21 protein-coding genes are annotated in these 25,095 nt (G+C 67.9%); 8 read left to right on the top strand and 13 right to left on the bottom strand.

Going from position 1 to position 25,095, the window contains the following annotated elements; genetic code table 11:
- Nucleotides 1-2 precede the first annotated feature (2 nt).
- From CAL28_RS04835 to CAL28_RS04815, 5 genes are all read right to left on the bottom strand, one after another.
- Nucleotides 3-992: a Bug family tripartite tricarboxylate transporter substrate binding protein gene (locus tag CAL28_RS04835; protein WP_254925990.1), complete on the bottom strand. Its 990-nt coding sequence runs from the start codon at nt 990-992 to the stop codon at nt 3-5.
- A gap of 106 nt (nt 993-1,098) precedes the next feature.
- A complete protein-coding gene (locus CAL28_RS04830) occupies nt 1,099-1,983 on the bottom strand; it encodes an amidohydrolase family protein (RefSeq protein WP_094840223.1) in 885 nt (294 codons plus the stop codon).
- A gap of 140 nt (nt 1,984-2,123) precedes the next feature.
- A complete protein-coding gene (locus CAL28_RS04825) occupies nt 2,124-3,068 on the bottom strand; it encodes a LysR family transcriptional regulator (protein WP_094840222.1) in 945 nt (314 codons plus the stop codon).
- A gap of 169 nt (nt 3,069-3,237) precedes the next feature.
- Nucleotides 3,238-4,221, bottom strand: coding sequence for a tripartite tricarboxylate transporter substrate binding protein (locus CAL28_RS04820; protein ID WP_094840221.1), 984 nt, complete (start codon nt 4,219-4,221; stop codon nt 3,238-3,240).
- Nucleotides 4,222-4,310: 89 nt separating this feature from the next.
- Nucleotides 4,311-5,174 (bottom strand): amidohydrolase family protein, encoded by an 864-nt coding sequence (locus CAL28_RS04815; RefSeq protein ID WP_094840220.1) that lies wholly within the window; start codon nt 5,172-5,174, stop codon nt 4,311-4,313.
- A 163-nt stretch (nt 5,175-5,337) separates the two neighbouring features.
- Between CAL28_RS04815 and CAL28_RS04810 the strand changes: the two genes are divergently transcribed.
- Both CAL28_RS04810 and CAL28_RS04805 read left to right on the top strand, forming a co-directional pair.
- Nucleotides 5,338-6,225, top strand: coding sequence for a LysR family transcriptional regulator (locus CAL28_RS04810; RefSeq protein WP_094840219.1), 888 nt, complete (start codon nt 5,338-5,340; stop codon nt 6,223-6,225).
- A gap of 91 nt (nt 6,226-6,316) precedes the next feature.
- Complete coding sequence (locus CAL28_RS04805) at nt 6,317-7,213, top strand: LysR family transcriptional regulator (RefSeq protein ID WP_094840218.1); 897 nt, start codon at nt 6,317-6,319, stop codon at nt 7,211-7,213.
- A 57-nt stretch (nt 7,214-7,270) separates the two neighbouring features.
- Here the strand turns inward: CAL28_RS04805 and CAL28_RS04800 are convergent, their stop codons facing one another.
- From CAL28_RS04800 to CAL28_RS04770, 7 genes are all read right to left on the bottom strand, one after another.
- On the bottom strand, nt 7,271-8,812 hold the full coding sequence (locus tag CAL28_RS04800; protein WP_094840217.1) for a M81 family metallopeptidase: 1,542 nt from the start codon (nt 8,810-8,812) through the stop codon (nt 7,271-7,273).
- A gap of 15 nt (nt 8,813-8,827) precedes the next feature.
- Nucleotides 8,828-10,417 (bottom strand): ABC transporter substrate-binding protein, encoded by a 1,590-nt coding sequence (locus CAL28_RS04795; RefSeq protein ID WP_094840216.1) that lies wholly within the window; start codon nt 10,415-10,417, stop codon nt 8,828-8,830.
- Nucleotides 10,418-10,476: 59 nt separating this feature from the next.
- Complete coding sequence (locus CAL28_RS04790) at nt 10,477-12,501, bottom strand: dipeptide ABC transporter ATP-binding protein (RefSeq protein WP_094840215.1); 2,025 nt, start codon at nt 12,499-12,501, stop codon at nt 10,477-10,479.
- Between the two features lie 2 nt (nt 12,502-12,503).
- A complete protein-coding gene (locus CAL28_RS04785) occupies nt 12,504-13,337 on the bottom strand; it encodes an ABC transporter permease (RefSeq protein ID WP_094840214.1) in 834 nt (277 codons plus the stop codon).
- Nucleotides 13,337-14,278: an ABC transporter permease gene (locus tag CAL28_RS04780; RefSeq protein ID WP_094840213.1), complete on the bottom strand. Its 942-nt coding sequence runs from the start codon at nt 14,276-14,278 to the stop codon at nt 13,337-13,339. Before CAL28_RS04780 ends, CAL28_RS04785 begins: the two co-directional genes overlap by 1 nt.
- 249 nt (nt 14,279-14,527) lie before the next feature.
- Entirely contained in the window at nt 14,528-16,084 is a 1,557-nt protein-coding gene (locus CAL28_RS04775) for an amidase (RefSeq protein ID WP_094840212.1), read from the bottom strand.
- Nucleotides 16,085-16,284: 200 nt separating this feature from the next.
- Complete coding sequence (locus tag CAL28_RS04770) at nt 16,285-17,019, bottom strand: GntR family transcriptional regulator (RefSeq protein WP_254925989.1); 735 nt, start codon at nt 17,017-17,019, stop codon at nt 16,285-16,287.
- Between the two features lie 476 nt (nt 17,020-17,495).
- On the opposite strand from CAL28_RS04770, the gene CAL28_RS04765 reads away from it, so the two are divergent.
- From CAL28_RS04765 to CAL28_RS04740, 6 genes are all read left to right on the top strand, one after another.
- On the top strand, nt 17,496-18,500 hold the full coding sequence (locus CAL28_RS04765) for an ABC transporter substrate-binding protein (RefSeq protein WP_094840210.1): 1,005 nt from the start codon (nt 17,496-17,498) through the stop codon (nt 18,498-18,500).
- 22 nt (nt 18,501-18,522) lie between these two features.
- Nucleotides 18,523-19,344: an ABC transporter permease gene (locus CAL28_RS04760; RefSeq protein ID WP_094840209.1), complete on the top strand. Its 822-nt coding sequence runs from the start codon at nt 18,523-18,525 to the stop codon at nt 19,342-19,344.
- The gene (locus CAL28_RS04755) at nt 19,341-20,114 is read left to right on the top strand and encodes an ABC transporter ATP-binding protein (protein WP_094840208.1); all 774 of its coding nucleotides are present in this window, start codon (nt 19,341-19,343) and stop codon (nt 20,112-20,114) included. Before CAL28_RS04760 ends, CAL28_RS04755 begins: the two co-directional genes overlap by 4 nt.
- Nucleotides 20,115-20,264: 150 nt before the next feature.
- Entirely contained in the window at nt 20,265-20,996 is a 732-nt protein-coding gene (locus CAL28_RS04750; protein ID WP_094840207.1) for a maleate cis-trans isomerase family protein, read from the top strand.
- 32 nt (nt 20,997-21,028) lie between these two features.
- The gene (hydA, locus tag CAL28_RS04745) at nt 21,029-22,594 is read left to right on the top strand and encodes a dihydropyrimidinase (RefSeq protein WP_094840643.1); all 1,566 of its coding nucleotides are present in this window, start codon (nt 21,029-21,031) and stop codon (nt 22,592-22,594) included.
- Nucleotides 22,591-23,946 (top strand): amidohydrolase family protein, encoded by a 1,356-nt coding sequence (locus CAL28_RS04740; protein WP_254925988.1) that lies wholly within the window; start codon nt 22,591-22,593, stop codon nt 23,944-23,946. Before hydA ends, CAL28_RS04740 begins: the two co-directional genes overlap by 4 nt.
- A gap of 22 nt (nt 23,947-23,968) precedes the next feature.
- Here the strand turns inward: CAL28_RS04740 and CAL28_RS04735 are convergent, their stop codons facing one another.
- On the bottom strand, nt 23,969-24,925 hold the full coding sequence (locus CAL28_RS04735) for a dihydrodipicolinate synthase family protein (RefSeq protein WP_094840206.1): 957 nt from the start codon (nt 24,923-24,925) through the stop codon (nt 23,969-23,971).
- Nucleotides 24,926-25,095 lie beyond the last annotated feature (170 nt).

Genomic DNA, 25,095 nt, shown 5'->3' with positions numbered 1-25,095 from the left:
GATCAATCCGCCGTGATGTTCGCCGCCTTGATCACCGTGGCCCACTTGGCGGCCTCGGCGTCGAGATACTTGCCGAAATCCGCCGGCGTACCGGGCTTGGTGGTGACCCCCATGCCCGCCAGAATCTTCTGCGCGTCGGGGTTGGTCAGCGCCTTGTTGATCTCGGCATTCAAGCGGTCGACGATCTCCGGCGGCGTGCCCTTGGGCGCCATGAAGCCCCACCACACACTGGCCTCGAAGTCGGGGAACCCGGCTTCCGCCGCGGACGGCACGTCCTTCACCAGCGCCAGGCGGTCCTTGCTGGCGACGACCAGGGCGCGCAGGCGGCCGGATTGCAGCTGCGACAGGCCCTGCACCGGATCGAGCAGCATGAAGTTCACGCGGCCGGCGCTGAGGTCGACGATGGCCGGCGCGCCGCCCTTGTAGGGCACGTGCAGCATATTGGTCTTCGTGACGTACTTCAACAGCTCCGAACCCAGGTGCGCGGAGCTGCCGGGACCGGCGGATGCATAGCTGATCTTGTTGGGATCCGCCTTGGCGGCATCGACGATATCCTTCAGCGACTTGGCCGGCGAATCCGGCGGCACCATCATGATCAGCGGCGAGGAACCGACGTAGGCGATGGGCGTCAGCGACTTCAGCTCGGAAAACGGCCGCTTCGGATACAGCGCCACGTTGGTCGCCAGGCCATTGGCGCCCAGCAGGATGGTGTAGCCATCGGCCGGGGCCTTGGCGGCGGCCTCGTTGCCCACGCTGCCGTTGGCGCCGGACCGGTTCTCCACGACGATGGACTGGTTCATCTGCTGGCCGATGTGCTGTGCCACCAGGCGGCCGAGGATGTCCACCGCGCCTCCCGGCGGGAACGGCACGATCATGCGAATGGGCTTATCGGGATAGCCTGCCTGCGCGCGAGCGGCGCCCAGGGGGGCCATCAGCGCGACAGCCAGCGTGGCCGCCAGCATCCAGGCCGGTGTACGGAATACGGATCTCATGTCTGTCTCTCGTTCTTACTGTTTAAATGCGCCGCGCCGCGATCGGCTTGCCGCACTGGAGCGGATGGTGTGTCCTGAAAAAAAGGGGCCCGGAGGCCCCGTGACGTCAGGCGTCGTCGTCAAAAGCGGATTCGGGCCAGCGCAGGATCTGCGCGGCGGCCTTGCCCATCACCCATGCGCGGCTGTCCGCGTCCAGGAAATCCAGCGCGACACGGAAATGGTCGACGCATTCCTGGTAGGTGCACGGCAGGCGCGTGTAATCGGATCCCCACATCGTGCGCCGCGGGCCGAAGGCCTCGAAAATGCGCCTCAGATAAGGATCCAGGTTGGCGAAGGGGTAAGGCTGGTTGCTGTAGCAGGGCGCCGCGGACGCCTTCACCGATACGTTGGGAAAACGCGCCAGCGCCAGCAGGTCGTCCAGGTCGGCGAAGGCGGCCTCGTCGCGCAGGTTGCTGCGGCGGGCCATGTGGTCCAGTATCAGCCGCAAGCCGGGATGGCGCTGCGCCAGATCGGGAATCTTGTCCACGTGCCCCGGCACGAAGACCATCAGCGGGATATCCAGGCGCTCGCATGCGGCCCAGAACCAATCCATGCCGCCCGGCTCCAGCCAGCCGCTCCACTTGGGCTTATGGAAGGTCATGCGGATGCCAAGCATATTGGGCTGGTCCAGCCAGTGCTCCAGGCGTTCGCGCGCATCGGGCGCTTCGGGATTGAAACGGCCCATGATGGCCAGGCGACGGGGATGGCGGGCCGCCGCTTCCAGCGCGGTATCGTTGCTGTCGCCGACCGGGGAAGGCGGGACGATGATGGCGCGCTGCACGCCGGCCGCATCCATCGTCGCCAGGAATTCTTCCGCGCCCAGCGGCTCCTCGCGGTGCGGGCGAGCGCCCTCGACGGCCACGAAGACCTTGCGTTCGACCTCTTCGGGCGGCCAGGGCCGGTCCGGCCGATGGGCTTCCCACAAATGCACCTGGGTGTCGGTAATCAACACACCGCTCTCCTGCTTCGCGCGTCATATGTATTGAAAAGTGACTATAGACGCGGGCACGAAAGAGCGGAACGGCATTTCCGATCTAGCTGATATTCCCGAAATGAATAACGGAAACGCCGGGCGGTGGCGGCCGCGCGATCCTACCCGCGTCTTTCGCTTTTGCGGCCGCCCGCGCGCCGGGCCGCCTGGGCCAGCGCCTGGGGCACGAAACGCGCGATCAGCTCCGCCGTCTGGCGGCCCAGGGCCGTTTGCGGACGCTCGGCCGAGGTGGCCAGCGCCAGCGTGCTGGTCATGCGCGGGGACACGATACGGCGGGCGCTGAGCTTGGCGGCGTCCGACGCGATAAGCAAGGCATTCTGCGTCACGATGGCATGACCGTAGCCCTGCGTCACGAGATCGACAATGGCACCGACGGCGTCGATCTCCAGGCTGACCGAAATCTTGCGGCCCAGGCTGGCCAGGCGGGTTTCCACCAGCATGCGCAAGGGATGCGGACGGCTGGGGATGATCAGCGGCACTCCCGCCAGGTCCTTGACGGCGATGGACGCGCCCTGCGCGGCCCGCCCTTTCGCGCGCCGCTCGATCAGGAACAGCGGGTCTTCGCTCAGCGGCAGGAAATCCAGGCCGGGCGTGGGCATGGGGTCGTGCAGAATGGCGACGTCGATGCGCCCGGACAGCAGCCATTCATGCAGATGGACGGTCAGGCCTTCCGTGATGGATAGCATGGCGCGCGGAAACGCCAGCCGGAACTCGGCGACGAATGGCGCGGTCAGCAGGCGGCCGATGGAATGCGGCACGCCGACGACGATGCGGCCGACCGGCGAACCGCGCGCGTCCTCCACTTCCTGGCGCGCGCGGTCGAACTGCAGAAGGATGCCCCGGCCGTGCGCCAGCAGCCGCTTGCCCGCCTCGGTGGGACTGACGCCCCGCCCGTTGCGGTAAAGCAAGGTCTGGCGCAGTTCGATTTCCAGGCGGCGCACCTGGCGGCTGAGCGCCGGCTGCGCCACGTCCAGGATGGCGGCGGCCTTGGTGAAGCTGCCCAGTTCCGCGACGTGGACGAAATATTCGAGTTGGCGTAGGTCCATGGAGTCTCCCGCTGGCCACCGGATAGATCGGCAACCATGAGCCGCCTTTTTTCCGTGTCGGCGGACCGAAGGGGGGACGATACAACATGGACTGGACTTTGACGGAGTCGCGTAGCTGCCCGCGCGACATCCCGCTGCCCATCGGGGAAGCCGCGCGACGCGAACGCCGTCAATCGAGTTGCAGATGCGCCTCGTCGACGACCTTCTTCCATTTTTCGATTTCCGCGCGGCGGAAGGTGTCCAGCTCCGCGGGGGTCGAGGCGACGATTTCCGCGCCCATGTCGGTCAGCTGCTTGGCGACATCCGGCTCCTTCAATACCTGGGCCAGCGCCTGGGACAGCTTGTTCACGATGGCCGGCGGCGTGCCGGCGGGCGCGAAGACGCCGTTCCACTCATAAGAGGAATAGCCGGGCACGCCGGATTCCGCGATGGTGGGCAGGTCCGGGGCCGATGGCGAACGGGTGCTGCCGCCGGACGCGATGGCGCGCAGCTTGCCGGCGCGCACATGGGGCCATGAGGATCCCATGCTGGCGAACATCACGGGCACCTGGCCGGACATGACATCGACCATGGCGGGACCGCCGCCCTTGTAGGGCACGTGCTGCATGTGCGTGTGGGCCAGGAAGTTGAACAGCTCGCCGGCCAGATGCTGGGCCGAACCCGGGCCGGAGGACGCGAAGTACACGTGCGTGCCGTCCGTGGCCTGCCCCAGCTTGATCAGGTCGGCAACCGTCTTGACCGGGTACTTGGGCGTCACGACCAGGATGTTGGGCACGCGCAGCAGCAGCGAGACCGGCGCGAAGTCGCGCAGCGTATCGAAGTTCATTTTGCTGTGCAGCGCCGGGTTCTGGCCGTGATTGGATGCATCCATCATCAGCGTGTAGCCGTCAGGCGCGGCCTTGGCGACGTAGGCGCCGCCTATCATGCCGCCCGCGCCGCCCTTGTTCTCGATGATGACCGACTGCCCGAGTACCGCCGACAGGCGCGGGCCGATCAGGCGGGCCACCAGATCGACCGTGCCACCGGGCGGATAGGTCACCACCAGCGTAATCGGGCGGTCGGGATAGGCGGCCGAAGCGGCGGTCGTGGCGGCCGCGATGGCCAGCCCGGCCAGCCAGCGGCGCGCGAGACGGAACGGAAAATCGAAGGGCATATTTGTCTCCTGGTATCTATGTGGCGACGCGCATGGGATCCACACGTCGGCGCGGAACAACAACGGCACAACTCGGGTAATTCGGTACCTCAGCGATCGATGCGGAACAAGCGCGAAGGCGTGTCCGTCAGCACGGCTTGCCGGATCGCGGGATCGTCGATCCAGCGGTCCAGCCATTCGCGCGTGGCGGCATATGAAACGTCGGGGTGCTCCGTGTGCGGCCAGTCGCTGCCCCACACCAGGCGCTCGCCGGTGTACGCGTCCAGCAACAGCCGTGCGGCCTCGCGCCCCGCCGCCGCCACGTCCGCGAGCGGCCAGTTACGGTACGCGCCGGACAGCTTCACCCATACGCGGCCGCTGCCGGCCTGGCGCAACAGGTATCGGAATCCGGGATCGGCGACGCCCGACGCCGGATCCGGCCGGCCGAAATGGTCGACCACGACCGCACAGCCGGCCGCCAGCAAGGGCGGAATGACCTCCGGCAGGCGCGCGGCCGGCAGGTGTACTTCCACGTGCCAGCCCAATGCGGCGACACGCTCAAGCAGGCCGCGCCAGGGCGCGGTGTCCAGCGCGGGAGTGGGCTGCCCGACGAGGTTCAGCCGCATCCCCACGACGCCGCCAGCGTCCATCTCGCGCAGGCTGTCGTCCGTCGCGCCGGGTTCGATCACGACGACCCCGCGCAGTCGCCGCGGAAAGGCCCGCAAGGCGTTCAGCAGGTAGCTGTTGTCGGTGCCGAGGAAGCTCGGCTGCACCAGCACCCCATGCGTCATGCCATGCGCGTCCAGCCGCGCCAGGTAATCCTCCAGGGACGCGTCATGGGCCGGCGTATAGCGGCGTCCTTCGACCAGCGCCAGCCCCCGTTCGAACACATGGGCGTGCGTATCGACGGCCGCCAGCCGCACGCCGGCCTGCGCGGCGTGCGGACGAAAGACCGATTCGGCGAAAGCAGACATGACAGGCTCCAGATTCGTCCCCGTATACCCGTGCGCCGGGACCGGTACGGATGCGGCCGGCGCCATGGGACAGGCTCGGGGCCTGTCCGGGATTGGCGGGATTCTAGGCAAGCCATGTATAGTTTTCTATGCAGAAACTGTCGCTTATATATATCGTTTCAATATGGAAACCCGTCATCTGCGTTACTTCCTGGCCGTGATCGATCATGGCAGCGTCAGCCGCGCGGCGGCCTGGCTGGGCCTGGCGCAACCGGCGCTCAGCCAGGCCCTGGTGCGCATGGAGAAGGAACTGGGGGTGCGCCTGTTCGAGCGCTCGCGGCGCGGCGCGCAGCCGACGCCGGCGGCCCTCGCCATCCTGGAAGACATACGCGCCAGCGTGGCGCGCATCGACGCCGCGGCGGCCCGCGCGCGGGACATCGGCCGCGGCAGCGCCGGCCAGCTGACCGTCGGGCTGGTCTCTTCCGCGCTGTTCGATACGCTGCCGCGGGCCTTGCGCCAGATGCGCGAGCGCGCGCCCGGCGTGCGGGTGATCCTGCGGGAGATGAGCAACGCCGAACAGGCGGAAGCCCTGCAGAACGGACAGATCGATATCGGCCTGATGCACACGCCGGTGGCCGTGGGCGGACACATGCGCGAACGCCTGTTGCTGCGCGATAGCCTGGTGGCGGCGGTACCCGACGAATTCGAGGTCGCGCCCGACGGCACGGTCAACCTGGCCCAGATCGCCGAGGCCGGCCTCGTACTGTATCCGCGCAGCCAATTGCCGGTGCTGTACGAATCCATACTCGACGCGATGCGCAAGGCCGGCCATGCGCCGCGCGTGGCGCAGGAAGCCAACCGCACGCTGACCGTGCTGGCCTGCGTGGCGGGAGGCTGCGGGGTGGGCCTGCTGCCCAGCTGGATCCGCTCGCTGGACTTCCGCGGCGTGCGCTTTTGCCGGGTGGCGGATGGCCGGCATCTGCCCAGCTTCGACCTCAGCGCGATATGGCCGGCGCGCTCCGTGCCCACCCTGGCCGATCTGTTCGCCAGCCTGGACCTGCTGGCGAAATAGCCCGGCCGGCCCTGGGGATGGGCCGGATGGCGGCGGCCGCCCTTTTGCGCCATAGTGGCTGCCGCCACCGCGCCGCAATCCGAATCGCCCCATGCTCAATACCGCGCTGAAGTATTTCCTGGAAGTCGTCAATAACGGGTCGCTGACCGTCGCCGCGCAGGCCCTGCACGTGGCGCCTTCCGCGGTCAGCCGCATGATCCGCAAGCTGGAGGACGAATACGGCACGGTGCTGTTCGACCGCCACGCGCGCGGCATGGTGCTGACCGAATCGGGGCAACTGATGGCCGCCTACGCGCGGCGCGCCCATCTGGACGCGGAGCGGGCGCGCTCCGACGTGCGAGACCTGAGCCGGGTCGGCCAGCGCATGGTCCGGATATCCGCCAACCAGGCCTTCGGCCGCGAGCTGCTGCCGCGCCTGATCGGCCAATTCCGCGAAACGGAACCCAGCGTGCATTTCCAGCTGGACATCCTGCAATCCGAGGAAATCAACCGCCGCGTGCGCGAGGGCAAGGACGATATCGGCGTGAGCTACAGCCTGTCGGCGCCGGAAGGCGTGCAGATCCAGCACGTCGGCATCCTGCCCGTATGCGCCGTGATGCCGCCGTACCATCCGCTGGCGCGGCGCAGCGTGGTGTCCATGCAGGAGGTCTCCGGCTATCCCGTCGCCCTGATGGGGCATGGCAGTACCATCCGCTTCATCGTCGACCTGTGCTGCATGCACGAAGGGATCGAGCTGAATGTCGTGATGACCAGCAACAACATGGGCGCGCTGCAGAATCTCAGCCGCAGCTACGGGCCCATTATCTTCGGCAGCCGGCTGACGGTGCTGGCCGGAATCCAGCGCGGCGAACTGGTTGCCGTGCCTTTGACCAATACCGACCTGCACCAGCGGCATTTCCATATCCAGACCATGCTGGGGCGGGAGCTGCCCGCCAGCGTCATGCGCATCGTGCAGGCCATCGTGCGCGACGTGACGCTGGCGGCGTAAGACCGGGGCTGGCGCGTCGCGCGGAGCCCCGCGCGCCCCACCGCCCACGCCGGATTTCTATCCGGCTTGCGCCGCCCACTCCGGTTCGCGCCAGGCGACGTCCGCGTCCAGGGGCCAGACCGGCCTGGGCAGGCGGCGGAAATCCACGCGCTTGAGGTTCGGTGTCGTCAGTCCGGGGCTATCGACGTCATGGATGCGATCGGGACTGAAGAATTCGTCGAAACCGGCGCGGTAGTGCCCGCGGCTCTTGACGATGAGATTCCTGACCGTCGCGATATCGATGCCGTGCATTTCCACGACACGGGGCTCCGCCAGCTGGCGGCGCAGGCTGCCGACGATGACGCGCAGGCCGGAGTCCTCCAGTTGCAGCAGCGCGCTGGGCCCGAGCGAGAACTTGCGGCCCCGCATGACGCCGCGCCTTCCCACGCCGTCGCCGTCGGTCAGGCACAGCACCCTGGCGCGCGCCTCGAAGCGCAGCGAGAACTCCGATTCCTGGCGATTGAAGACCGCCTCGAAGTCCCCGCCTTCGCCCACGGCGTGCGCCTGCGCCGCCAGATCCGGGTCGACGAACACACCCAGCACGGTGCCGGCCACGCGCGCGCGATGAAACGCCGCCAGCAGCCAGGAGGTATTGCCGCGCCCGCCGCCGCCCGGGTTGTCGGCGACGTCGGCGAACAGCAGCGGCACGGTCGAGGCTTGCGCGATGGCCACGGCGCGGTCGACATCGATCATGTCGGGTACGTAGCGGTGGCGGTCCTTCCAGGCCGCGCGCGCCAGCGCCAGCGCGGTGCGCCGCGCCGCCGCCAGGTCGCCGCGCGCCGTCACGGTGATGGTCAGCCCGCACTTGGGAATATCGGCGAAGACGAAGCCGCCCACGACAGAGACATTGGCGATGGGCCCCTGCCCGGCTGGCGACATACAGGCCTGCGCCTGCGCGATCAGATCGGCATAGGGTCCTTCGCGGGTGCCCAGCGTGACGGACGGCGGCGTCAGCGGCAGGCGGATATACGCGGTGGCGGTTTTCATGCCGGCCAGCATCTCGTGCAGCAGGTCGGCGGCCTCGGCGGCGCGCTCGCGCTGGTCCACGTGCGGATTGGTGCGATAGGCGATCAGCGCGTCCAGGGCATCGACGGTCGCCTCGGACACATTGGCATGCAGGTCATGCGTGGCCACGATGGGCACGTCGGGCCCGACCATGTCGCGCAGCATGGTGGCCAGCGCGGCTTCCGTATCGTCCTGGGTCTCCGCCGATGAAGCGCCGTGGTTGGCGATGTACACGGCATCCACCGGCAGGACAGCCCGCAGGCGTTCCTGCGTTTCGCGCATGAAGGTGGCCCATACCGATGCGCTGGCCGGACCGCCCGGCGGCGCGCCGATGACGATCAGGGGCAGCGGCTGCCATGGCCCCAGCGCGTCCATGCGCTCGTAGAAGCCGGGCAGCTCGCTGGGCAGGTGGCTGACCTGGCGCGCGAGCGCGCTGATGCGCTCGCCCTCTTCCCAGCATTGCGCGCGAAAATCCGCTTCGACGGACACGGGCGCGAATGCGTTGGACTCCAGGTGAAACCCGAGCACGGCGACGCGGGGACCGGATGCGTTCATGGTCGTCTCCCTGGCTCAGGCCTTGTGGGCGGTGTAGAACAGCGGCAGCTGGGGCTGGAAGTCCTTCCATTCCGCGCCATAGGCGCTGACCTGGTAGCTGGCGCCCAACGGGATATACGGCACATCCTCGATTACCTGCAACTGGATCTGCTCGCAGATTTTCTTCTGCGTCGCCAGGTCCGGCGCGTTGAACCAATCCTGGCGCAGCTGCTCCAGCTTGGGGCTGTCCGGCCAGCCCCACCAGGCTGCCTTGCCGTTGCCGCGCAGGGCCAGATGGCCCGCCGGGTCCAGGTTGTTGGGACCGGTCAGGCCGGTAAAGGCGACGTTCCAGCCGCCCTTGGACGGCGCATCCTGGTTGTTGCGGCGTTGTACCGCCGTACCCCAGTCCATGGTCTGCACATCGACGTTCAGGCCGATGCGCTTGAACAGATCCGCGGTGACGAGCGCCGCGGCGTGGTACGCGGGGAAATCGGCGGGGTCGAGCAAGACGATGGACTCGCCCTTGTAGCCGGCGGCCTTGATATCCGCGCGGACTTTGTCCAGGTCGCGCTTGCCGGTCAGCTTGTCCATCCCGGCCTCGGTCGCCATGGGCGTGCCTTCCACGAACACGCCCATGCGGTCGCTCCAGTACTCCTTGAATTCCGTGCCGTTGATGGCGGTCATGTAGTCGGTCTGATTGATCGACGCCAGCACGGCGCGGCGCATCAGCACGTTGTTGAACGGCGGCTGCAGATGATTGAAGCGCAGGATGGCCACGGTGGGCAGGCTGCGCTTGAGCAGCATGATGGACGGGTCGGCCTTCAGCACGCCGATGAAGTCGTTGTCCACGGCCTCGACGCCGTCCACCTCGTGCGCCTGCAGGGCGGCAATGGCGGTGGCGCGATCGGGCACGACGTTCCAGCGCACTTCGTCCATGTGGACGATCTTCGGACCGGCGCTGAACTGCGGCGGGAAGCTGTCCTTGCGGGGCACATAGCCGGTGAATTTCTCGTACACGACGCGCGAACCGGAAACCCATTGGTCCCGCATGAAGCGGAACGGGCCGCTGCCGATCATCTCGGTGACCGGCTTGTCGTCCGGCCCCTTGGCCAGGCGCTCCGGCATGATGGCCGCCATGCTGCCGGTCTGCCGGCCCAGCGCGTGCAGCAGCAGGGGAAAGGGTTGCTTCAGCTTGAACTGCAGCTGCTTGTCGTTCAAGGCGGTCAGTTCCGCGGTCGCGGCCATCAGGGACTTGCCCATCAGGTCGCGCAGGGCCCAGCGATGCAGGCTGGCGACGGCATCCTGCGCCCGCACCGGCGATCCGTCGTGAAAGACCAGCTGGTCGCGCAGCGTGATCACCCATCGCAGGCCGTCGGCATCCATCTCGTGGCCCGACGCCATCTGCGGATGCGGCTGGTAGTCGTTATCCAGGCCGTACAGCGTGTCGAACACCATCTGCGCGTGGTTCTGCGTGATCGTCGCGGTGGTGAAGGTCGGGTCGAGCAGCGTCAGGTCGGTTTGCGGTATCCAGCGGAACTCGACGCGCGGAGCGGCCCGCAGATAGGCCGGCATGGCCAATGTCGCCGCGCTGGCGGATGTGGTGATCAGGAATTGCCTGCGGTCCATGTTCAGCTCCGATTCGAAGGGGGAAGAGATCCGCCCACCTGCTGGCGGAACGTAAAGGATCAATACAAGCCGCCCACCTGGTGCCGGGCGACGAAGTGTCCGGGACCGACCTGCTCCAGCGGCGGCACGTCGGGCCGGTAGCCCAGGGGACGCACCGGGCTGGGCAGCTCCGCGTCGTCGACACGGACCTCGCGCCGGCGGGTGGGATCGGGCACCGGCACGGCCTGCATCAGTTTGCGCGTATAGGGATGGCGCGGGTCCTCGAACACGGCCTGGCGCGGGCCGATCTCCACGATCTGCCCCAGGTACATCACCGCGACCCGATGGCTGACGCGCTCGACCACGGCCATGTCGTGCGAGATGAACAGATAGGCCACGCCCAACTCGCGCTGCAGGTCGATCAGCAGATTGACGATCTGCGCCTGGATGGACACGTCCAGCGCGGACACCGACTCGTCGGCGATCAGCACGCGCGGATTGACCGATAGCGCGCGGGCGATGCAGATGCGCTGGCGCTGCCCGCCGGAAAACTGGTGCGGCCAGCGCGTCGCCATGGCGGGATCCAGTCCCACGCGCTCCATCAGCGCGGCCACGCGGCGGTCGGCTTCGGCACCGCTGGCCACGCCGTGGATAAGCATGGGCTCTTTGATGGATTCGCCCACGCGCATGCGCGGATTCAGCGACGCGAAGGGGTCCTGGAAGACAAACTGCATGCCGCGGCGCAAGGCCCGCAGGGACAAGGGATCGTCGGCGCGTACCGTTCGCCCGTCGAACTCGACGGTCCCGGACGTGACCCGGGTCAGTTGCAGGATCGAGCGGCCGGTGGTGGTCTTGCCGCAGCCGGACTCGCCCACCAGCGACAGGGTTTCTCCGGCGTGCAGATCGAAGCTGACGTTTTCCACCGCGTGCACGCGGCGCTTCACGCGGGCCAGGATACCGCCGCGCACGTCGAAACGCGTCACAAGATCGCGCACGCGCAGGATGGGATGCCGGCTGGGCGCGTCGCCGGGCGCGGCGGCCAGGGGGGGCGCGCCGCCGGCCACGAGGGATGGAGAGGCCGCATCGCCGGGCGCGAGGGATGGAGAGACCGCGCCGCCGCGCGCGCCGGGCGGTGGGGCCGGGTCGCCGCGCGTTGGCTCGGGCTCCACCAATTCGAAGCGCGCCGGTTGCGCGGTGCCGCGCATGGCACCCAGCTTGGGGGCCGCCGCCATCAACGCACGGGTGTAGGTCTCGCGCGGATGCGCGAACAGCTCCACCGCGCTGTTGGTTTCGATGGCCTGTCCGCGCCGCATCACCATCACCCGGTCGGCCACTTCGGCCACCACGCCCATGTCGTGCGTGATGAAGATCACGCCCATGTCCATATCGCGTTGCAGCTCGCGTATCAATTGCAGGATCTGCGCCTGGATCGTCACGTCCAGCGCGGTGGTCGGCTCGTCGGCGATGAGCAGCGCCGGCTTGCAGGATAAGGCCATGGCGATCATGACACGCTGGCGCATGCCGCCGGACAGCTCGTGCGGATAACGCCGCATGACGGCGGCGGCATCCGGAATGCGGACGCGATCCAGGATGCGGCGCGCCTCGGTTTGCGCGGTACGTGCGTCGCCGGGCTGGTGCAGGCGGATCGCTTCGACGATTTGCGCGCCGATGGACATGACCGGGTTCAAGGAAGTCATGGGCTCCTGGAACACCATGCCCAGGTCCGCGCCGCGCATGGCGCGCATCTGCTCATGGCCGGCCTTGGCCAGGTCCACGAGCTTGCCGTCGCGCCGGTGGAAGGTCATCGTGCCCTGCGCGATACGGCCCCCGCCGAACTCGACCAGCCGCATGATGGCCAGCGAGGTCACGGATTTTCCCGAACCGGACTCGCCCACGATCGCCAGTGTTTCGCCCCGGTCCACATGCAGGCCGATATCGCGTACCGCGATCGTCGGCTCCGGCCCCGCGCCGAAGCTCACCGTCAGGTTGGCGACGTCCAGGACACGGCGGCCGGACGCCGGATTGACGCTGTCGGTCGCGCGCCGGCCGGCATGCGGCGTGGCGCCATCGATAGCCCGCGGGCTGGAATCCGTTTGCGTGGCCATGGTCAGATCCTTTTCGCCATGCGCGGGTCGATGGCGTCGCGCAGGCCGTCACCCAGCATATTGACCGCCAGTATCGTGATCGACAGGAAGATGGCCGGAAAGGCGATCAGGTACGGCTTGATCTGCCACAGCGCCCGCCCTTCGGCCATGATGTTGCCCCACGACGGCGTGGCCGGCGGCACGCCCGCGCCGATGAAGGACAGGCCGGCTTCGGCCAGGATGGCCACGCCGCAGATATAAGTGGCCTGCACCGTCAGCGGCGCGATGGTATTGGGCAGGATGTGGCGCAGCACCACGCGCAGGCGGCTGGCGCCGGCCGCCACGGCGGACTCCACATAGGGCTGCTCGCGCAGCGAGAGCACCACGCCGCGGACCAGGCGCACGACACGGGGGATTTCCGCCAGCGTGATGGCGAAGATCACGTTGTGCAGCGACGCCTTGCTCAGCGAAATCAGGGCGATGGCCAGCAGGATGGTGGGGATGGACATGAAGCCGTCCATGATGCGCATGGCCACCGCGTCCACCCAGCGCACGAAGCCCGCGGCAAGCCCGATCGCAACGCCTGCCACGGTGGACAGGATGGCCACCGTGAAGCCGACGATCAGCGACACCCGGGCGCCATAGATCACCCTCGAATAGACGTCGCGTCCCAGCAGGTCCGTGCCGAACCAGAAGCGTTCGCTGGGCGGCCGCGTGCGGTTGACGGGCGACAGCGCGGTGGGGTCGACGGTATGCAGCCAGGGCGCGAGCACGGCCACCAGCGCCAGCAGCAGCAGGAGCACACCGCCCACGGCGATGGTGGGATGTTCGCGCAGGATCTTGAGGAAGGCGCGCATCAGTATTTGATCCTTGGATCGAAGACGCGATAGAGCAAATCCACCGCCAGGTTGATCAGCACGTACATGAAGCTGAACAGCAGGATGACACCCTGGATGACCGGGTAGTCGCGCCGCAGGATGGCATCCACCGTCAGGCGTCCCAGCCCCGGTATGGAGAAAACGGTTTCGGTGATCACCGTGCCGCTGATCAGCAGGGCGACGCCGCTGCCGATCACGGTCAGGATGGGAACGGCCGCATTCTTCAGCGCGTGGCGGAACAACAGGGTGCGATCGTGCACGCCCTTCGCGCGCGCCGTGCGCACATAATCCTGCGAGAGCGTTTCCAGCAGCGTGGCCCGGGTGATGCGCGTGATCAGCGCGATATATACGCTGCCCAGCGCCAGTGCCGGCAGCACCAGGGTGTACAGCGAGGCCCACAGGCCGCGCGACAACGGCACGTAGCCCTGCACCGGAAACCAGCGCAGCTGCAGGCCCAGCAGCCAGGCCAGGAGATAGCCGACCACGAAGGAAGGAATCGAAAATCCCAGCACGGCGCTGACCATGATGCCGCGGTCCTGCCAGCGGTTGTGCCGCCATGCCGCCAGCGCGCCCAGCGGCACGGCCACCAGCACCGATAGCACCAGGGTCATGACCATCAGGCTGAAGGTGGGCGCCAGGCGCTGGCCGATCATGTACGAGACGGGCTGGCTGGTGAACAGCGAGGTACCCAAATCGCCGTGCAGCACCGCCCAGATCCAGTGGCCGAAGCGCAGCAGGAAGGGCTGGTCCAGTCCCAGGGTGGCGCGGATGCGGGCAATGTCCTGCGCGGTTGCGTCCTCGCCCGCCAGCAGCGCGGCGGGGTCGCCCGGCGCCAGGTCGAGCAGCGCGAAAACGAACAGCGCGACGAACAGCATGACGGGGAGCGTGGCGAGCAGGCGGCGCAGGACGTACGAGAACATCGGACCTCGTCGGGAAGCGTCACGGAAGCATCGCGGCGCCCGCCGAAGCAGGCATATCTTCCATGGCAAACGCAGATTTGCGCGGTGCAAAAATTCTAGGGTTGGGCGCTGGCACGCAGCAATTTCAATATTCGCGCGCGGCTGTTGCCGAAATTAGAACAGCCCGCAAAGCCAGCAACGGCGCGGCTTTGCGGGCTGTACGTAGTGGCCCTGATGGGGATATCCCCAGGCCCTGGCAGGCTGGGCGGTTCAGACCGCCACGTCCACCGAGCCATCCGCGCGCGCGGCACCGGCCGACCCGCGCACCAGTGCCGGGTCGGGCGGCGCGGTCACGATGCCGGTGCGGAAATCCAGCGGCGCCTGCGCGCGCAGGCGATCCAGGTCCGGCAGCGGCCGGGCCAGCGCGGGATCGCGCGCCCAGGCCCATTCCAGCGATTTGCAGATTTCCAGCAGCGCCAGGTCCTGGCGGAAGCCGCCGATGACCTGCATGCCGAAAGGCATGCCCGCGTGATCGCGCCCGCAGGGCATGGACAGCGCGGGGTTGGTCATCAAGGTCACGACATAGGTCAGCGCCAGCCAGCGGTAGTAGTTTTCCTGGGGCTTGCCGTTGATGCGGTCCAGCGCCAGCTGGGTCCATGGGAAGGGCGTCACCGGCGTGGTGGGCGCCAGGATCACGTCGTAGTCCTGGTACAGCGCCTGGAAAGCCTTGAACATGCGGGTCTGGTCCAGGTGCGCCGCGGTATGGTCGGCCAGCGTCATCGAAGCGCCCATTTCGTAGTTGGCGCGCGGATTGGGGCCCAGATTATCGGGATTCGCCTCATAGGCCTCGCGATAGCGGGCCACGTAGTTGGCCGCCCGGATCACATCGAAGCAGCGGTGCGCCGCGGCCAGGTCCGGCCGCACTTCGTCGCAGCTGCTGAACAGATGGCGCATGGCCTGCACCTTGGCCAGGAATGCGCGGCGGATATCGTCATCGACCTCGCATACGCCGAAGTCCACCGTGTAGCCGACGCGCAGGCTGCCGAGGTCGCGCGGGCGCAGGCTGGCGAAGGCCGCCGCGTCGACGTCGTACGACAGCGGATCGCAATCCGCGCGGCCGGCGATCGCGGACAAGTGCAGGCCCACGTCGTCCATCGCGCGGCCCATGGGGCCGACCACGGAGATCGGCGTCCATCCCAGCGCGCGGCGTTCCACCGGCACCAGTCCCGGGGACGGCCGGAAGCCGATGACGCCGCACTTGGCGGCCGGGATGCGCAGCGAGCCGCCCGTATCCGATCCCGTGCACAGCGGCAGCATGTCGGTGGCCAGCGCGACCGCCGAGCCGCCCGAGGAACCGCCGCAGTTCAAGCGCGGATCGAAAGGATTGCCGGTGGCGCCCCAGACAGGATTGCGCGTATTCGCGCCGGCCCCCAGTTCCGGCACATTGGTTTTGCCGACGACAATGGCGCCGGCGCGCCGCATGCGCGCCACCATCAGGTTATCCGCGGCGGGCACATGGCCGCGATACATGGGCGAGCCGAAGGTGGTCAACAGGCCCTCGGTCTCTTCCAGGTCCTTCACGCCCAGCGGCAGGCCATGCAGCGCACCCAGCGGCAGGCCGCGCAGGACCGCCGCTTCGGCCGCGCGCGCTTCTTCCTGCGCGCGCTCGTAGCAGGTGGCGGTGATGGCGTTCAGATGCGGATTGAGCGCCTCGATGCGCGCCAGGCAGGCCTGCAACAGTTCGACCGGCGAGATCGTCTTGTCGCCGATGGCGCGCCGCAGGTCCACGGTGGACCAGGAAACCAGGGAATCGGAGGAAGCCGGCATGGCGATGTTCCGCTAGGAGAAGGACCAAGCCGATTCTGGAAGCCGCGCACCGGCCTGTCCATTACAGATTTTCGCAGCGGACGTTCTGGAAATTCGAAGCGCAATGCCCCGGGGAAATCCGCCATGCCGGCGGCCCGTACCGGCTGCCCCCGCGCGCGATACGCGGCGCGGGCAACCCCGCGCGCCGGCGGCCGATATGTTCAGCCGGCGAACAGCGACTGCAGGTCCACGCGCGGCGCGACTTCGGGTTCCTCCAGCGCCAGCGTGGCTTCGATGTGCTGCAGGTGGTGGCGCATCAGGCTGGCGGCCCGCCCGCTGTCGCGCGCTTCGATGGCATCGATGACGTCCTCGTGCTCGTGATAGGGACACGCGGGCGTATTGGGCTTGTCGTACAGCGTGATGACCAGGCAGGTCTGCGCGCACAGCTCGCGCAGCGTGCGCATCAGGATGCGATTGCCGGTTAGCTCCGCCATCAGCAGGTGGAATTCGCCGGACAGGCGAATGATGACGGATCGCTCGCCGGAGGCGCGCGCCGCGGCTTCCTGCCGCACATGGGCGCGCAGGCGATGGATCTGCGCCGGCTTGGGCGCGCGCGCCAGCAGCTCGGCCATGGGCGGCTCGATCATATGGCGCATGGCGAAGACCTCGCGCGCCTCCTCGACGCTGGGCTTGGCGATGAAGGCGCCGCGGTTCGGCACCAGGGTGACCAGGTTTTCGTGCGCGAGGCGTGCCAGCACCTGGCGGATGCGCCCGCGTGTGCTGCCGGTGACCTCGGCCAGATGGTCTTCCACCAGGCGCGTGCCGGGCAGCAGGCGGTGTTCGAACACCGCCTGCTGGAGCCTGCGGTAGATCTCTTCGTTGGCCAGCATGGCGGACGGCGCGCCGTCGCTATCGGGGCGGCGGGAAGACGAGCTCTTGTCGATCTGGGAGTCCATACGGGCGGCGGGCGGTATCCAGGAAAACGGCATTGCGGCGAAGCTTGGGGCGCCACGCGCGCCAGGCTTCGCCGCGTGTGAGCGACATTCTAGATTGTGCGCAATCGAAAGGAAAACTGGAAACGCCATATCGTGGCGCCGGCCATACATCCCGCGGCCATTGCGCCGTGGCGACAGCGGCGAACGGCGCGCGCGGGCCGACGCCGACCCATCGCATCGAGCCGGCCGGAACGCACCGCTCCTTGCGCTTTCCCGGTGCACGCGGCCCCATCCTGGCGCACGATCACAGCTCAGCCCCCTGGCCAAGGGCCCCCCGATTGTGACGATTTCGCTGAGAACAAAGCCATCCACGATTGTGCACAATCCATTGGGAAAGTTGGCACATCTATTGCTTAATCCCGTCCGGATACCTGGCCGCCATACCGGCAGCCCGGCCCGCCGTCCCGTACCGATCACGCAACACAGGAGCCTTCCCCATGTCTTTCATCAAAGCGGTGGCAGCCATCGCCCTGGCGGCCTTGGCCGGGTCACACGGCGCGGCCCAGGCCGCCGACCCGGAAATCAAACTCGGTTTCGCCAAATGCGCGCACTGCGTGCCCATGGGCCTGACCCCGCAGCTCGCCAAGGGCGTGACCATAGACGCCACCGCCTTTACCTCCGGCAACGACGTGCTGACGGCGCTGGTGTCCAAGAGCATCGACGTCGCCCAGGTCACTTACCTGCATTTCGTCACCGCGCTGGACAAGGGCTTCGATGTCGTGGCGATTTCCGGCCAGGTGAACGGCGGCTCCGAAATGCTGTCCGCGCCCGCCCTGAACCTGAAGGCCGACGATTGGGACAGCCTGAAGAAGCTGATCGCCGAACGCAAAAAGGCCGGCCAGCCGCTGCGCGTGGCCGCCTCGCGCGGCAACGCCCAGGACCTGCACATGCGCGGCGTGCTCGCCACGCACGGCATCAATCCGGACAAGGACGTGCAGTTCATCAATATCCCCAACCCCGCCGACCACGCGGCCGCCCTGCAGCGCAATGAAATCGACCTGGTGTCCACGGTGGAACCTTTCGCGTCGCAGATCCGCATGACCGGCGCCGGCAAGCATTTCGATTTCCCCTACGACCAGGCCGCCGGCAAGCTGACGAACCTGATCGTTACCCGCTCCGACGTCATCAAGGCCAAGCCCCAGGCGGTACAGGCCACGGTCGATGCCGTGGTAACCCTGGTCGACAAGCTGAAGACCGACCGCCAGGTGTGGATGGACAGCATTACCAAGTACACGGCGCTGGATCCCAAGGTCGCCGCCGCCGCCCTGGACAACGCCTATCCCGACTACGCGATGTACCAGAAGCAGACGCTGGCGATCGCCAAGATGATGAAGGACCTGCACTACGTGTCGACCGACGTCACCGGCCAGATCCCGGCGCACATGGACTACAGCTTCCTGGTCAAGGCCACCGGCAAACCGAAGAGCGAACTCGGCGATTGACGCCGGCGGCACGGAGAATCCCATGCGTCTATTCGCCCACAAAGAGCGGCTGGTGGTCCCGGTCGTCGTCCTGCTCGCCTGGGAGGCATTCTCCCGGTCCGGGCTGATCCCGCCCGCGCTGCTGCCCGCGCCCTCGCGCGTGCTGCTGACCTGGGCCGACTGGATATTCGGCACCGACGGCAGCACCCAGTCGTACAGCGGCGAATGGCTGCCGGCCGCCTTCGCCAGCCTGCTGCGCGTGCTGGCCGGCTACGCGATCGCGGCGGCCAGCGGCATTCTGCTGGGCATCGCCATCGGCTGGTGGCGCTGGGTGGAAAAGACCATCGAGCCGACGATACAGGTGCTGCGGCCGATACCGCCCGTGTCGTGGATTCCGCTGGCCATCATCTGGTTCGGCATCGCCAACAAGCCGGCGATCTTCCTGGTCTTCCTGGGCGCCTTCTTTCCGATCCTGATGAATACCATCCATGGCGTGAAGAACGTCGACCGCAACCTGATCCGCGCCGCCGCCATGATGGATGCCACGCAATGGCAGCTGCTGCGCCACGTCGTGCTGCCCGCCGCGCTGCCCAGCATTTTTTCGGGGCTGCGCATCGCCATCGGCTCGGCATGGATGCTGACCGTCACGGCGGAAATGGTGGCGGTCAAGAGCGGCCTGGGATATTCGCTGTGGGATTCGTATTACTTCCTGCGCTACGACATGGTCATTGCCGCCATGGTCAGCATCGGCCTGCTCGGCTATCTGTCCGACCTGCTGCTGAAGACCATCATGAACGCCTGCCTGCACTGGCAGCGCGGATCCACGCTGCAAGGCAGCCAGCAGGCCGCCAGGAGTCCACGATGAGCCACGTCGTTTTCGAAAGCATAGGCAAGACCTTCTACGACGCGCGCCGCAATACCGAGCTGCTGACGCTGAAGGATGTGTCGCTGAGCGTCGGCCGCCACGAATTGCTGTGCCTGCTGGGGCCGTCCGGCTGCGGCAAGTCCACGCTGCTGAATATGCTGGCCGGCTTCGAACATCCCACCACGGGCAGGGTGACCGTGGAAGGCAAACCCGTCACGCGGCCCGGCGCGGACCGTGGCATGGTTTTCCAGCAGGCCACCCTGATGCCGTGGCTGCCGGTCTGGGACAACGTGGCCTTTCCCTATCGCCTGCGCGGCAAGTCCAAGGACGAACGGCGCAAGCTGGCGCAGCCCTATATCGACCTGGTGGGCCTGACCGGTTTCGAGGACCACTACCCGTCCGAACTGTCCGGCGGCATGAGCCAGCGCGTGGGCATCGCGCGCGCGCTGCTGCTCAACCCGGGGGTGATCCTGATGGACGAACCCTTCGCCGCGCTGGACGCGCAGACCAAGGCCGACATCCAGGAGGAACTCGTCTCCATCTGGCAGAAGTCGCAATCGACGATCGTGTTCGTCACGCACAGCGTCGAAGAGGCGCTGATCCTGGGCACCCAGGTCGCCGTCATGACGCATCGGCCCGGCCGCATCCGCGAACTGATACCCGTCGACCTGCCGCGCCCGCGCGACACCACATCCGCCGTGTTCAACGAGCTCAAGCGCCATGTGCTGTCGCTTATCCGCGAAGAAGCCGCGCTGGCGCGCGCCGCGTGAACGCATGACCGGGAATGGGCGGCCCGCGACGCTTGGCGCCCGCGCGCGCGGATCGGACGCGCCCTTGGCCCCGTCCGCGCCGCCTTCCCACCTTGACCCCGCCGGCGCCGCCACGCGCGCCGGCTTTCCCTTCTACGCAGGAACCGCCCCATGACCACGAAACGCTTGCTGCTGGGCATGCTGACCCCCTCCTCCAACACCGTGCTGGAGCCGGTGACCAGCGCCATGCTCGCCGGGCTGGACGATGCCAGCGCGCATTTCGGCCGCTTTCCCGTCACGGAAATCGCCCTGTCGGACCGCGCGCTGGCGCAATTCGACGACACCCCCATCCTGCGCGCGGCCGAACTGCTGGCGCACGCGAAAATGGACGTGATCTGCTGGAACGGCACATCGTCCGGCTGGCTGGGATTCGACGCGGACGTCGAATTGTGCCGGCGCATCGAAGCCGCCACCGGCATCAAGGCCTGCACATCGGTGCTGGCGCTGAACGAAATCTTCGAACGCACCAAGGTCAGGAAGTACGCGCTGGTCACGCCGTACACGGATGACGTCCAGACGCGCATCCTGGCCAACTACGCCGGCGCCGGCTACGAATGCGTCGCCGAACGCCATCTGGGCAGGCGCGACAATTTTTCATTCTCCGAGGTCGACGCCGACACGCTGCGCGGCATGGTGCGCGAGGCGGCCAAGGCCAGGCCGGACGCGATCTCGATCTTCTGCACCAACCTGCGCGGCGCGCCGCTGGTGGAAGAACTGGAACGCGAAACCGGCATCCCCATCTACGACACCATCGCCACGGCGGTATGGAAGTCCCTGCGGCTGGCCGGCGGCGACGCGCGGCGGGTACAGGGCTGGGGATCGCTGTTCCAGGAGGTGGCATGAAACCCGCCCCATCCGGCAGCGCAACGCCGCCGATGCCGGATGCGCCACGCCAGGCGCGCGGCGCGGCGGATGAACGGCCCTACGACCTGGTGGTGCGCCATGCGCGCGTGGCCACCGCGGGCGATATCTTCGAAGCCGACATCGGTATCCGCGACGGCCGTATCGCCGCGCTGGCGCGCGGCCTGCCGCCGGGCGCGCGGGAAATCGATGCGGCCGGCCGCTGGGTGCTGCCGGGCGGCGTGGACGCCCACTGCCACCTGGCGCAGAAGACGGGCGACGATTCGGTCATGGCCGACGATTTCCTGTCCGGCACACGCTCGGCCGCCTGCGGCGGCACCACCACCGTCATTCCCTTCGCCGCGCAGTTGAAGGGCGAATCGCTGGTGCAGGCGGTGCGCGACTACCATGCGCTGGCCGACGGCCGCGCCTGCATCGACTATGCCTTCCACATGATCGTTTCCGACGCGACGCCGCGCGTCACGGAAGAGGAACTGCCGGCGCTGATCGAACAGGGCTATACGTCGTTCAAGATCTACATGACCTACGACGACCTGAAGCTGGACGACCGCCAGATCCTGGACGTGCTGTACGTCGCGCGGCGCCATGGCGCGATGACCATGATCCACGCGGAAAGCAGCGACTGCATCGCCTGGCTGGCGGACCGCATGCTGGCCGAAGGGCTCGACACGCCGCCCTATCATGCGCTGTCGCGGCCGCCGGTGGCCGAGCGCGAAGCGACGCACCGGGCGATTTCGCTGGCCGAGCTGCTCGATACGCCGATACTGATCGTGCATGTGTCCGGACCGGACGCGATCGAGCAGATCCGCTGGGCGCAGACGCGCGGCCTGAAGATCTATGCCGAGACCTGCCCGCAGTACCTGTTCCTGACGGCGGCGGACCTGGAAGGCGACCTGCTGGAGGGCGCGCGCTGCATCTGCAGCCCGCCGCCGCGCGACCATGCCGCCCAGCAGGCCGTGTGGAACGGCCTGGCCAACGGCACCTTCCAGGTATTCTCGTCCGACCACGCCCCCTTCCGCTTCGAAGGACCGGGCGGAAAGAAGCCGCAAGGCGACCATACGTCCTTCAACCATGTCCCCAACGGCATACCGGGACTGGAAACGCGCCTGCCGCTGCTGTTTTCCGAGGGCGTGCTGGACGGCCGCATGGACATCAACACCTTCGTCGCGCTGACCTCCACGCAGCCCGCCAAACTCTACGGCCTGTATCCGCGCAAGGGCACCATCGCCATCGGCGCGGATGCCGATATGGTGATCTGGGACACCGGAATCACGCGTGTCATCCGCAACGCCGAACTCCATCACAACGTCGACTACACGCCTTACGAGGGCCGCACCGTGCGCGCGTGGCCGGCGATAACGCTCAGCCGCGGCCAGGTCGTCTACGCGGACGGCGCCTTCCACGGCCATTCCGGCCATGGCCGCTTCCTGCCCTGCGAGCGGCCGGCGCCGGCGCGCCCGCGCCGCGCGGCCGGCCGGCACGCGCCCTGGCTTGCCGCCCTGTCCCGCATGGACCCCATCGAGACAGGCTCGGACGGGACGCTCCCAGGCAACGACGCGGCCGCCGGAGGCTCCGCATGAACCAGGCACCCGCTTTCGACCTGATGATCGCGGGCGTCACCGCGCTGACCGCGGACCCCGTGCGTCCCTGCATCGAACACGCCTGCATCGGGGTGCGCGACGGCCGCATCGCCTGGATCGACGACGCGCCGCCGCCCGGCGCCACCGCGACACGCACGCTGGACGGCGCGGGCCGCGTCGCCACGCCCGGCTTCGTCAACGTCCACACCCATTCCGTCCTGACGATGGTGCGCGGCGTCGCCGCGGACCTGGGTTTCGCGCCCTCCTACACCCCCGGCATCCCGAAAGCCTCGCACCTGGATGACGAACAGGCTTGCGCGCTGGCGCGGCTGGGCGCGATGGAAGCCCTGCTGGCCGGATCCACCGTCATAGGCGACCACTTCACGCACGCCGACAGCACCACGGACGCCATCGCCGGCCTGGGCGCGCGCATCGCCGCCAGCTGGCGCATCCTGGATGTGGATTTCGACCGCGTCGCGCGCAGGCGCGAATGGGTGCACGAACCGGCCATCGGCGAATCGCTGCTGGAACGGGGCCTGCAACTGGCGGACCGCTGGGCCGGCCATCCGCGCGTCAGCGTGCAGCTCGCCGCCCACGCCGCGGACACCTGTTCGGACCGCTTGCTGGCACGGATCGCCGATCACGCCGGACGGCGCGGGCTGCGCGTCAACACGCATCTGGGCCAGAGCCAGGCCGAGGTCGACCGGGTGCATGCGCGCAGCGGCAAGACGTCGACACAGGTCATGGACGAAGCCGGCCTGCTGAACGACCGGCTGATCGCCGGCCACTGCATCTACGTCACGCCGGAGGACGCCGCCCGGCTGGCCGCCGCCGGCGTGCACGTTGCGCACATCCCCAAATGCAACGCGGCGTCGGGTCGCCTGGCCCCGACGCCCATGCTGCGCCGGGCCGGCCTGAACATGGCGCTGGCCACCGACACGCAGCACGGCGACATGATCGAACTGATGCGCTGGGCGCTGGCGACGGCGCGCATCCAGGAAGGCAAGGTCGACGAATCCTGGCAGCCGGCGGATGTTTTCCACATGGCCACGCAGGGCGGCGCCGACGCGATGGGATGGGGCGATCGCCTGGGCAGCCTGACCGTGGGCAAGGAAGCGGACATCGTGCTGCTCGATGCCGATCGCCCGCACTGGGTACCGTTGACCAATCCGGTCGGTACCCTGGTCCACACCGGCCAGGGGCGCGATGTGGAGACCGTCATCGTCGCCGGACAGGTCGTCGTCGAGCAAGGCCGTCCCGTGCATGCGGACCTGGAACGCATCTGCGAGGACGGACGGCGCGCGGCGCGGCAGGTGTGGGACAAGGCGCGGCAGGAGGCAACCGGCGCCTGATCGCCGCGCGGCGAAACGCGGGTCAATAGTCCCCTTTTTTGGAATACGCCAGCGTCTCCGCCATCGGCATCCGGTAATCCGCGTCCGTCAGCTGGCGCCGCAGTTCCGCCCCCTGGGCTTCGGTCAACTCGACCAGCGGCGGGCGCACGATGGACCAGGCGTCGTCGCCGGATTGCCAGGCCACCGCTTCCTTCATCGCCGAAATCATGGGCAGCGCCTGGAAGATGCCGCGGATCTGGCGGATACGCTCGTGCCAGGCGTCCGCCTGCGGCGTCTGCCATTCCCGATAGACGCGCATGATCTCCGCCGCGTTGACGTTGGCCGTGGCGGTAATGCAGCCGACCGCGCCGGCGCGCAGTCCCGGCAGCAGGAAGACTTCGCTGCCCGGGAATACGTCGAAGCCGTCCGCCGCGAATTCGCGCACCATTGCCTCGGTGTTATGCCAGTCGCCGGAACTGTCCTTGGCGCCCGCGATCTGCTTGGGATAGGCCTTCAGCAGGCGCTCGATCAGCCCCAGGGTGATCGGTACGCCGCTGACGGGAGGGATGTGATACAGGTACACCCGCAGCCTGTCGTCGCCCACGCCTTCGATCAGGTTGGCATAGGCACGGAACAGGCCCTCGTCGCTAACGCCCTTGTAATAGAACGGCGGCAGCACCAGCACGCCCGCGCAACCGCCCTGCACCGCATGGCGCGTCAGCTCGATCGCGTCCGGCACGGCGCAGGCGCCGGTGCCGGGCATCATGCGGTCCGGCGGCAGGCCGGCCGCCAGCAGCGCGTCCAGCAGCCCGCGCTTTTCGGCGACGGACATCGACGCGGCTTCCGAATTGGTACCGAAGACCGCCAGCCCCACGCCCTGTTCGACCAGCGCGCGGCAGTGGCGCACCAGCCCGTCCGCGCTGGGCGTGCGGTCCAGGTTGAACGGCGTGAGGACAGGCGACAGGACGCCGCGCAAGCGATGGTCGTGGTGATGGGACATGGATGGACTCCTCCGGGCGGACCGGTCGTTCGAGGTTCGGACGCCGGCGCATTGAATGATCATTATGGCTCCGGGCGTCCGTACCGGGGATACCGGGACCGGACGCCATGCCGCAGCCTGCCAGTGTGGCCGTCCCGGAAACAGAAAAAAAGCCGGTTCCGTTACTATCA

Origin of the sequence: Bordetella genomosp. 11, assembly GCF_002261215.1 — a bacterium.
In the GTDB taxonomy this organism is placed as follows: Bacteria; Pseudomonadota; Gammaproteobacteria; order Burkholderiales; family Burkholderiaceae_B; genus Bordetella_C.
Note: the sequence above shows the minus strand (reverse complement) of the source record. Positions and strands in the feature narration are given on the sequence as shown.

Excerpts from the sequence above, each read along its gene's own strand:
- CAL28_RS04835 (WP_254925990.1), bottom strand. The coding sequence starts at position 992 with ATGAGATCCGTATTCCGTACACCGGCCTGGATGCTGGCGGCCACGCTG.
- CAL28_RS04825 (WP_094840222.1), bottom strand. The coding sequence starts at position 3,068 with ATGGACCTACGCCAACTCGAATATTTCGTCCACGTCGCGGAACTGGGC.
- CAL28_RS04820 (WP_094840221.1), bottom strand. The coding sequence starts at position 4,221 with ATGCCCTTCGATTTTCCGTTCCGTCTCGCGCGCCGCTGGCTGGCCGGG.
- CAL28_RS04815 (WP_094840220.1), bottom strand. The coding sequence starts at position 5,174 with ATGTCTGCTTTCGCCGAATCGGTCTTTCGTCCGCACGCCGCGCAGGCC.
- CAL28_RS04810 (WP_094840219.1), top strand. The coding sequence starts at position 5,338 with ATGGAAACCCGTCATCTGCGTTACTTCCTGGCCGTGATCGATCATGGC.
- CAL28_RS04805 (WP_094840218.1), top strand. The coding sequence starts at position 6,317 with ATGCTCAATACCGCGCTGAAGTATTTCCTGGAAGTCGTCAATAACGGG.
- CAL28_RS04800 (WP_094840217.1), bottom strand. The coding sequence starts at position 8,812 with ATGAACGCATCCGGTCCCCGCGTCGCCGTGCTCGGGTTTCACCTGGAG.
- CAL28_RS04795 (WP_094840216.1), bottom strand. The coding sequence starts at position 10,417 with ATGGACCGCAGGCAATTCCTGATCACCACATCCGCCAGCGCGGCGACA.
- CAL28_RS04790 (WP_094840215.1), bottom strand. The coding sequence starts at position 12,501 with ATGGCCACGCAAACGGATTCCAGCCCGCGGGCTATCGATGGCGCCACG.
- CAL28_RS04785 (WP_094840214.1), bottom strand. The coding sequence starts at position 13,337 with ATGCGCGCCTTCCTCAAGATCCTGCGCGAACATCCCACCATCGCCGTG.
- CAL28_RS04780 (WP_094840213.1), bottom strand. The coding sequence starts at position 14,278 with ATGTTCTCGTACGTCCTGCGCCGCCTGCTCGCCACGCTCCCCGTCATG.
- CAL28_RS04775 (WP_094840212.1), bottom strand. The coding sequence starts at position 16,084 with ATGCCGGCTTCCTCCGATTCCCTGGTTTCCTGGTCCACCGTGGACCTG.
- CAL28_RS04770 (WP_254925989.1), bottom strand. The coding sequence starts at position 17,019 with ATGGACTCCCAGATCGACAAGAGCTCGTCTTCCCGCCGCCCCGATAGC.
- CAL28_RS04765 (WP_094840210.1), top strand. The coding sequence starts at position 17,496 with ATGTCTTTCATCAAAGCGGTGGCAGCCATCGCCCTGGCGGCCTTGGCC.
- CAL28_RS04760 (WP_094840209.1), top strand. The coding sequence starts at position 18,523 with ATGCGTCTATTCGCCCACAAAGAGCGGCTGGTGGTCCCGGTCGTCGTC.
- CAL28_RS04755 (WP_094840208.1), top strand. The coding sequence starts at position 19,341 with ATGAGCCACGTCGTTTTCGAAAGCATAGGCAAGACCTTCTACGACGCG.
- CAL28_RS04750 (WP_094840207.1), top strand. The coding sequence starts at position 20,265 with ATGACCACGAAACGCTTGCTGCTGGGCATGCTGACCCCCTCCTCCAAC.
- hydA (WP_094840643.1), top strand. The coding sequence starts at position 21,029 with ATGCCGGATGCGCCACGCCAGGCGCGCGGCGCGGCGGATGAACGGCCC.
- CAL28_RS04740 (WP_254925988.1), top strand. The coding sequence starts at position 22,591 with ATGAACCAGGCACCCGCTTTCGACCTGATGATCGCGGGCGTCACCGCG.
- CAL28_RS04735 (WP_094840206.1), bottom strand. The coding sequence starts at position 24,925 with ATGTCCCATCACCACGACCATCGCTTGCGCGGCGTCCTGTCGCCTGTC.